Below are 6,371 nucleotides of genomic sequence, written 5' to 3' on the forward strand. Positions count from 1 at the left end.
CCGGGGTGAGAAGGATGGATGTGTTAATTAATTTATTTGTAAATGGGATTTCAACAGGGATGCTCATTTTTTTATTAGCATCAGGTCTTTCACTTATTTTCGGTTTAATGAGTGTTCTAAACTTCGCACATGGTGGTTTATTTGCGTGGGGAGCGTTTACAGGTGTTTGGCTATTTAATATGACAGGTAGTTATGTATTAGCGTTAATTGGAGCGATAGTTATGGGCATGTTCCTTGGGTTCATTTTAGAAAGATTCCTTATTAGGCCGGTATATGGAAATCATGTTCGACAGCTTCTTGTGACGCTTGGAGGAATGCTTGTACTTAGTGAATGTATTAAAGTATTTTGGGGACCAAATCCCATTAGTGCTAAATTACCGTTATGGTTACAAGGTAGTTATACATTTGAAGGTATTATATTAATTAAATATCGTCTATTCGTTATTTTAATCGGGATCATCATTTACATTGCCTTACTATTATTGCTCAAAAAAACAAAGATAGGTCTTATGATACGTGCAGGTGTAATGGATAAAGAGATGGTTCAAGCGCTCGGTATAAACGTAAAAGCGATATTTTCTTTCGTCTTTTTATTAGGAGCAGGAATGGCAGCGTTAGGAGGATTTCTATTAGCACCTTATTCAGGCGTTATTTTTGCCGAGATGGGTATGCAGTATGCGATTTTAGCTTTCATAGTAGTAATTATTGGCGGGTTAGGAAGCGTACAAGGTTCGGCAATCGCTTCTTTAATTGTCGGATTAGCGGGTGCGTTTACAGCGTATTTTATACCGGATTTATCACTTGCAATTAATATGTTAATGTTACTATTTTTCTTAATAGTGAAGCCAAACGGACTTGTTGGTGAAAAGGGGTGAAATGGTGAACAGCACTTCAAATCGAATTAAAGTATACTTCGGAGTATGTATGCTCATTTGTTTAAGTGTATTTCCATTCGTAAATGATTCACGGAGTTTGTTAATTTTGTTCACTCAAATCTTCATCTTTGCTATTTTTGCAATGAGTTTTGATGTATTGCTTGGATATACCGGAATTGTATCATTCGGCCACTGTATGTTCTTTGGAATAGGAGCATATGGCGTAGCGCTTTTATTTGATCGGCAAGGAGTATCCATAACGAACTTTTTAATAGGGATAGTAGCTGCAATTATCATTTCAGCAATTGTTAGTTATATAATTGGTTTGCTTTCTTTACGGCTGAAAAGTCATTTTTATGCAATGTTAACACTTGCTATTTCACAGTTGTTTTTCGTACTTGCTGAAAAATGGCGTGGGCTCACTCACGGAGGAGATGGTTTTACATTTGGTGTACCAGACTTATTTCGTGACCGTTTTACGTTTTATTATGTAACACTTATATGTTTAATTGTCATTTTTATTCTGTTACGTCTTTTCACAAAATCTTCTATTGGAAAAGTATTAAAGGCAATTTCACAAAATGAACAACGTGTGGAAGCACTAGGATATAAAGTTCTTCATTATAAAATTATTGCTAGTATTGTTGCAGGAGTAGTTGCTACGATTAGCGGTGGCTTATTTGTTATCACACTCCGCTTTGTTAATACGACTGTATTTTCAATTGAAATGACATTAAATGCATTATTGATGTCAATGATTGGAGGCGTTGGAACGTTAATAGGAGCAATTGCGGGAGCTGGCATTATTGAATCACTGAAATATTATTTATCAGAACTAGCTACAGCGTATCCAATTTTTGAACGATGGACAATTATTCTTGGCTTATTGTACATTATCGTCTTGCTAGTTTTTCCGAAAGGATTAGTTGGGACGATTAAGGGCCTGAAGAATATGAAACGGAGTAAGAAGGAGAAAAGTACAGAAGTGGAGCAAAACGTGTGAAAAATCAATTGTATAGAATATGAAAATCCCTCTTTTAGATTCGTAAAGGAGGGATTTTTATTGGTGTATGTAATTAGTTAGTTTGTAAACCTAGCAATTATATTAATCAAATAGTTCATTAGGTATTTGTTTTAAAGAGTTTCGATTTGTAAAAAAATGAACAGCGAATCTCTCAATGGGAACATCTTCAATGGGCACTAAGTTATCATTTTTAATCGGTAAAAAGGCTATTCCTTTACCGTCCTGAATAAACTCTTCCATAAGCGAATAAGAATCTAATTGTTGAAGTTGACCTTGAGATAAATTATTTTCTTTTAGAAATTGTATCGTCTTATTTTTAAAAGGGCACTTTTTATCATTACTAACGAAGAAGAGTTCCTTTGAATAGTCAATGATAGGCGTTTCTTTCGCTTTTAATAAGCCAACAGAAATGGAAGTAGTAAATACTTTTTTAAAAGCTGCTTCGGGATCATCCTCGTAAGTAATGACCATATCAACTTTTTGTTGTTGCAGTAATTTATGCAAATGACTACTATTTTCTACATATATTTGATAATTCCTGAAATTTTCTTTAATACGCTTACTTACATAATTAGTCAAAATAGATTGTGACGTCGCGATGATATAAGAAGAACCACTCGTTTTAATTTTATCTTTCGCTTCTTCTACTAAAGTTAATATTTGATGCGTGTAGTCTAATAAAATGTCACCTGAGGGTAACAAGGAAACGCCTTTGTTATCTCTATGTAGTAAAGGTGTTTCTAATTCTTGTTCTAATTTTTTGATTCGCTCAGTTACGTTTGGTTGAACATATCCTAACTCTTTAGCAGCTTTACTAATAGAGCCTTCACTAGCTACAGTTTTGAATATAATAAGATCATTTATTTCCATGTATCACAGCTCCTTATACGGTATCATTATAAATGATATCAACCATAATTTATACCTATTTTACGCTAGTCACTCATCGGTTTATCATTGTGTATATAAGATAGAAAGTGAGTGATAAACATGATTGGAATGCAATATAAGGTCATTTTGCCAAAGGATTATGATATGGAAATCATAAAAAAAAGGGTAAAGGATAATGGACATAAAACGGATGGTTTTCAAGAATTGAATTTCAAAGCGTATTTAATTACAGAGGCAGGAAAGGACGGGAATTTCTATAACTGTTATGCACCTTTATATATTTGGAATGGCCATGAAGGAATGAACAAATTTATATTTGAAGGGTATTACGATAATATTTTACAATCTTTTGGATGGCAACAAATAAATATAGGTGTTCTATTAGTTGTTAATTTAAGTGATGATTTTAAAAAAAGTAAATATGCTGTTGAGTTTACAGGGAGTATTTCCAAAAGTAATTCACTGAAGGGAACGCAATTAAATATTATAAATGAAAATGTACAAAACATAGAAAAATGTTTAGGAAATGTAATCATTTATAATCCAGATAAATGGAGGTATAGTCAGTTTAATTTTTATGAAGGAAAGCCCGACATGGTAACCAATAAAGGGGTTACAGTATATGAGATTTTGCACATTTCACGATGAAAACTTGTTGAAGTTAAATTAAGAAAAAGGAATGGAAATGTATGCCTTTTGTGAACGTTTATTATTATGAAAATATATTAAATAAAGAAGAGTTGAAAAAGATAGGTGAATGTATTCATCTTTCATTAATTGAACATTTTAACATCCCTGAAAATGATTTTTTTCAAATGTTTTTACCTTATAAACAAAATCACTTTTTATTTAATCCATATTATTTATTAGAAAGAGGAGAAAAGAGAACAGAGAATATGATTTATGTTTCTATTACATGTGGACCGGGAAGAACGATAAAACAGAAAAGGGATCTGTATCAGTCGATATCCTTGAAGGTTTCTGAATGTTCTAGTATAAAAAGTGCAGACATTTTTATTACACTAAATGAGACAGCTGCTGAAAATTGGTCGTTTGGTCAAGGAGTGGCGCAATTGGTAAAATGAAGGGGAATGAGATGATGAATGAATCCATTGAATATTGTATTCAAAAGAAAATGAGAGAAATGGCCCCTGCATTTGCTCAATATAGTGAAGAGATATTGTTCGAGGAAGTGTGGCGAGATGCCACTTTAACATTAAGAGAAAGAAGTTTATGTACAGTGGCGGCACTAATTAGTCTTAATCAGACAGAACAATTACCATTTCATTTGCGGCTGGCAAAGCAAAATGGAATTATGGAGAATGAAATAATTGCATTAATAACGCATATGGCTTTTTATGTTGGCTGGCCAAAAGCGGTAGCAGCTTTAAATATAGCAATGAATGAAATGGAAAGTTAAGAATAGCGATAAGAAAGACTTCATGTTGAAATGAATTCTTTCTTATCGTTATTTATGCAATACTCTAATCAGATATTTTTCACGTTTTCTCTTGCTTTTTTATCACTTGCGTAGTAAAGTGATAGTAAGATTCACGATAGGAAGTGATCAAACATGCGTGATAATACGATAGGATCATTAATATGGTTACGTTTAATACGATTTACGAACCAAAGTAATCAGATGTCAAATGAGTTTTTAAAACGTTTTGATTTAACGACAGCTCAATTTGATGTGCTTTTGCAAATACGTACGTATCAACCACTAACACAGATGGAGTTAGCTGAAAAGGTAACTGTTACACAAGGTGGTATTTCTCGAATGTTAACGCGTCTTGAAAAAGAAGGATATATTGTGCGAAAACAAGATTGGAAAACGAAAACAATTAGTCTTACAGAGCAAGGGGAAGCAGCTTTAGAAAAAGCACTGCCAGAGCAGCTTACATTTCAATCTTCGTTTTTTGATGATGTATTAAATGAAGAAGAGCAGAAAATGTTATACGAGCTAATGACGAAAGTTCATAAGCATAGCGAAAGAAAAGAATTACCACATGAGTAATTTTTTTTACACCATCAATTGATTAGTCAAGTGATGGTGTAGCTAATAGGGATATACACTTGACTTACCAACGTTTTAATAATAGAAACGAATAACACTTCATTAAAGGAGAGAACAACTATGGAAAAATACCGTATGGATACAAGTAAAGGAATGGAGTTTGGATTATATTCGATTGGGGATCATGTATTAAATCCGCATAACGGAGAGAAAATTAGTGCTGAACAAAGAATTCATGAATTAATTGAAACAGCTAAGTTAGCGGATGAAGCTGGACTTGATGTATTTGCTGTCGGTGAAAGTCATCAAACGCATTTTACAACGCAAGCTCATACAGTTATTTTAGGAGCTATTGCACAAGCTACGAAAAATATAAAAATTGCAAGTTCAGCAACGATAGTAAGTACATCTGATCCGGTACGAGTATATGAGGATTTTGCTACAATTGACTTAATTTCTAATGGACGTGCAGAAATTGTAGCTGGTCGTGGGTCTCGTATTGGGGGATATAGTTTACTCGGTTATGATGTGAATGATTATGAAGAGTTATTTGAAGAGAAAATGGATCTTTTATTAAAAATTAATAAAGAGGAACATGTAACATGGAACGGACAGTTCAGAGCGCCGCTTGCACATGCATCGGTTATTCCAAGAGCTAAAAATAATAACTTACCAATTTGGCGTGCAGTTGGTGGACCACCAGCTAGTGCGATTAAAGCAGGACGTGCGGGTGTACCAATGATGATAACAACACTAGGTGGCCCAGCTATTAACTTTAAAGGATCAGTAGATGCCTACCGTGAGGCTGCGGCGCAAAATGGATTTAATCCAGCAAGTTTGCCAGTTGCGACAACGAGTTTATTTTATACAGCAAAAAATTCACAAGATGCATTTAATGAATACTATCCTCATATTAATGCTGGTATGCTTACACTGCGCGGTGGTGGGTATCCGAAGCAACAATTTACAAATGCAGTAGATTACCGTGACGCATTAATGGTTGGTAGCCCGCAACAAATTATTGAAAAAATGCTTTACCAATATGAATTGTTTGGACAACAACGTTTTATGGCACAAATTGATTTTGGTGGTGTACCACTTAATAAAATTGAGAAAAATATTGAATTAATTGCTACTGAAATTTTACCGGCTGTTAGAAAACATACAGCGAAATAATTTAAAAAATACCGAGAGTCTAATCGATTCTCGGTATTTTTTTGTGTATGAATTCAGTTTGGAAAAATGACAAAAAAATGAATTTTTAGTTTAGAAGGAGGGAGGGTATTTTCTATTTTTGAATAACAATATTTTGTGTTTGAATTTTAAAAATACATTTTCCTCTTGACAAAAAAACAACTGATTTCTTCATTGATTAAGAGGACATTTTTTTATAAGAAAGTCAAGTGTATAAAGAGGAAAACGATTATTTTGTTGATACGAAAGTAAGTCTTATATTAAAAAAATACATTTTAGTAATGAAAAAAATTTAATTCAAAAAAATGACAAAAGACATATTTCAGACAAAATGATGTCAATAATACGTCAAAAATCAGCTGAATTTACT

General features: G+C 33.2%; 8 protein-coding genes. 7 read left to right on the top strand and 1 reads right to left on the bottom strand.

From position 1 onward, the window contains the following. Positions 1–14 precede the first annotated feature (14 nt). Both MR113_RS15770 and MR113_RS15775 read left to right on the top strand, forming a co-directional pair. Positions 15–875: a branched-chain amino acid ABC transporter permease gene (locus MR113_RS15770; RefSeq protein ID WP_242255382.1), complete on the top strand. Its 861-nt coding sequence runs from the start codon at positions 15–17 to the stop codon at positions 873–875. A gap of 49 nt (positions 876–924) precedes the next feature. Then, positions 925–1,878 (top strand): branched-chain amino acid ABC transporter permease, encoded by a 954-nt coding sequence (locus MR113_RS15775; protein ID WP_242255398.1) that lies wholly within the window; start codon positions 925–927, stop codon positions 1,876–1,878. Positions 1,879–1,980: 102 nt separating this feature from the next. Here the strand turns inward: MR113_RS15775 and MR113_RS15780 are convergent, their stop codons facing one another. After that, positions 1,981–2,769 (bottom strand): LysR family transcriptional regulator, encoded by a 789-nt coding sequence (locus MR113_RS15780; RefSeq protein ID WP_242255383.1) that lies wholly within the window; start codon positions 2,767–2,769, stop codon positions 1,981–1,983. A 120-nt stretch (positions 2,770–2,889) separates the two neighbouring features. Here MR113_RS15780 and MR113_RS15785 point away from each other — a divergent pair, with 120 nt between their 5' ends. The 5 genes from MR113_RS15785 (at position 2,890) to MR113_RS15805 (ending at position 5,983) form a co-directional block, all read left to right on the top strand. Beyond that, positions 2,890–3,438 (top strand): DUF4865 family protein, encoded by a 549-nt coding sequence (locus tag MR113_RS15785; protein ID WP_242255385.1) that lies wholly within the window; start codon positions 2,890–2,892, stop codon positions 3,436–3,438. A 41-nt stretch (positions 3,439–3,479) separates the two neighbouring features. After that, entirely contained in the window at positions 3,480–3,875 is a 396-nt protein-coding gene (locus MR113_RS15790) for a tautomerase family protein (protein WP_242255387.1), read from the top strand. 11 nt (positions 3,876–3,886) lie between these two features. Beyond that, the gene (locus tag MR113_RS15795) at positions 3,887–4,210 is read left to right on the top strand and encodes a carboxymuconolactone decarboxylase family protein (protein ID WP_242255389.1); all 324 of its coding nucleotides are present in this window, start codon (positions 3,887–3,889) and stop codon (positions 4,208–4,210) included. Between the two features lie 153 nt (positions 4,211–4,363). Continuing rightward, positions 4,364–4,807 carry a MarR family winged helix-turn-helix transcriptional regulator gene (locus MR113_RS15800; RefSeq protein ID WP_242255391.1) on the top strand — a complete coding sequence of 148 codons (444 nt, stop codon included), beginning with the start codon at positions 4,364–4,366 and terminating at the stop codon, positions 4,805–4,807. A 120-nt stretch (positions 4,808–4,927) separates the two neighbouring features. After that, on the top strand, positions 4,928–5,983 hold the full coding sequence (locus MR113_RS15805; protein WP_242255392.1) for an LLM class flavin-dependent oxidoreductase: 1,056 nt from the start codon (positions 4,928–4,930) through the stop codon (positions 5,981–5,983). Positions 5,984–6,371: the final 388 nt, after the last annotated feature.

It is taken from the genome of Bacillus cereus group sp. BfR-BA-01379 (genome assembly GCF_022663605.1).
GTDB classification, from domain to species: domain Bacteria; phylum Bacillota; class Bacilli; order Bacillales; family Bacillaceae_G; genus Bacillus_A; species Bacillus_A mobilis.

What these genes read in the sequence shown, in the direction of transcription:
- MR113_RS15770 (WP_242255382.1), top strand. Translation starts at nt 15, where the DNA reads ATGGATGTGTTAATTAATTTATTTGTAAATGGGATTTCAACAGGGATG.
- MR113_RS15785 (WP_242255385.1), top strand. Translation starts at nt 2,890, where the DNA reads ATGATTGGAATGCAATATAAGGTCATTTTGCCAAAGGATTATGATATG.
- MR113_RS15775 (WP_242255398.1), top strand. Translation starts at nt 925, where the DNA reads ATGCTCATTTGTTTAAGTGTATTTCCATTCGTAAATGATTCACGGAGT.
- MR113_RS15805 (WP_242255392.1), top strand. Translation starts at nt 4,928, where the DNA reads ATGGAAAAATACCGTATGGATACAAGTAAAGGAATGGAGTTTGGATTA.
- MR113_RS15795 (WP_242255389.1), top strand. Translation starts at nt 3,887, where the DNA reads ATGATGAATGAATCCATTGAATATTGTATTCAAAAGAAAATGAGAGAA.
- MR113_RS15800 (WP_242255391.1), top strand. Translation starts at nt 4,364, where the DNA reads ATGCGTGATAATACGATAGGATCATTAATATGGTTACGTTTAATACGA.
- MR113_RS15780 (WP_242255383.1), bottom strand. Translation starts at nt 2,769, where the DNA reads ATGGAAATAAATGATCTTATTATATTCAAAACTGTAGCTAGTGAAGGC.
- MR113_RS15790 (WP_242255387.1), top strand. Translation starts at nt 3,480, where the DNA reads ATGCCTTTTGTGAACGTTTATTATTATGAAAATATATTAAATAAAGAA.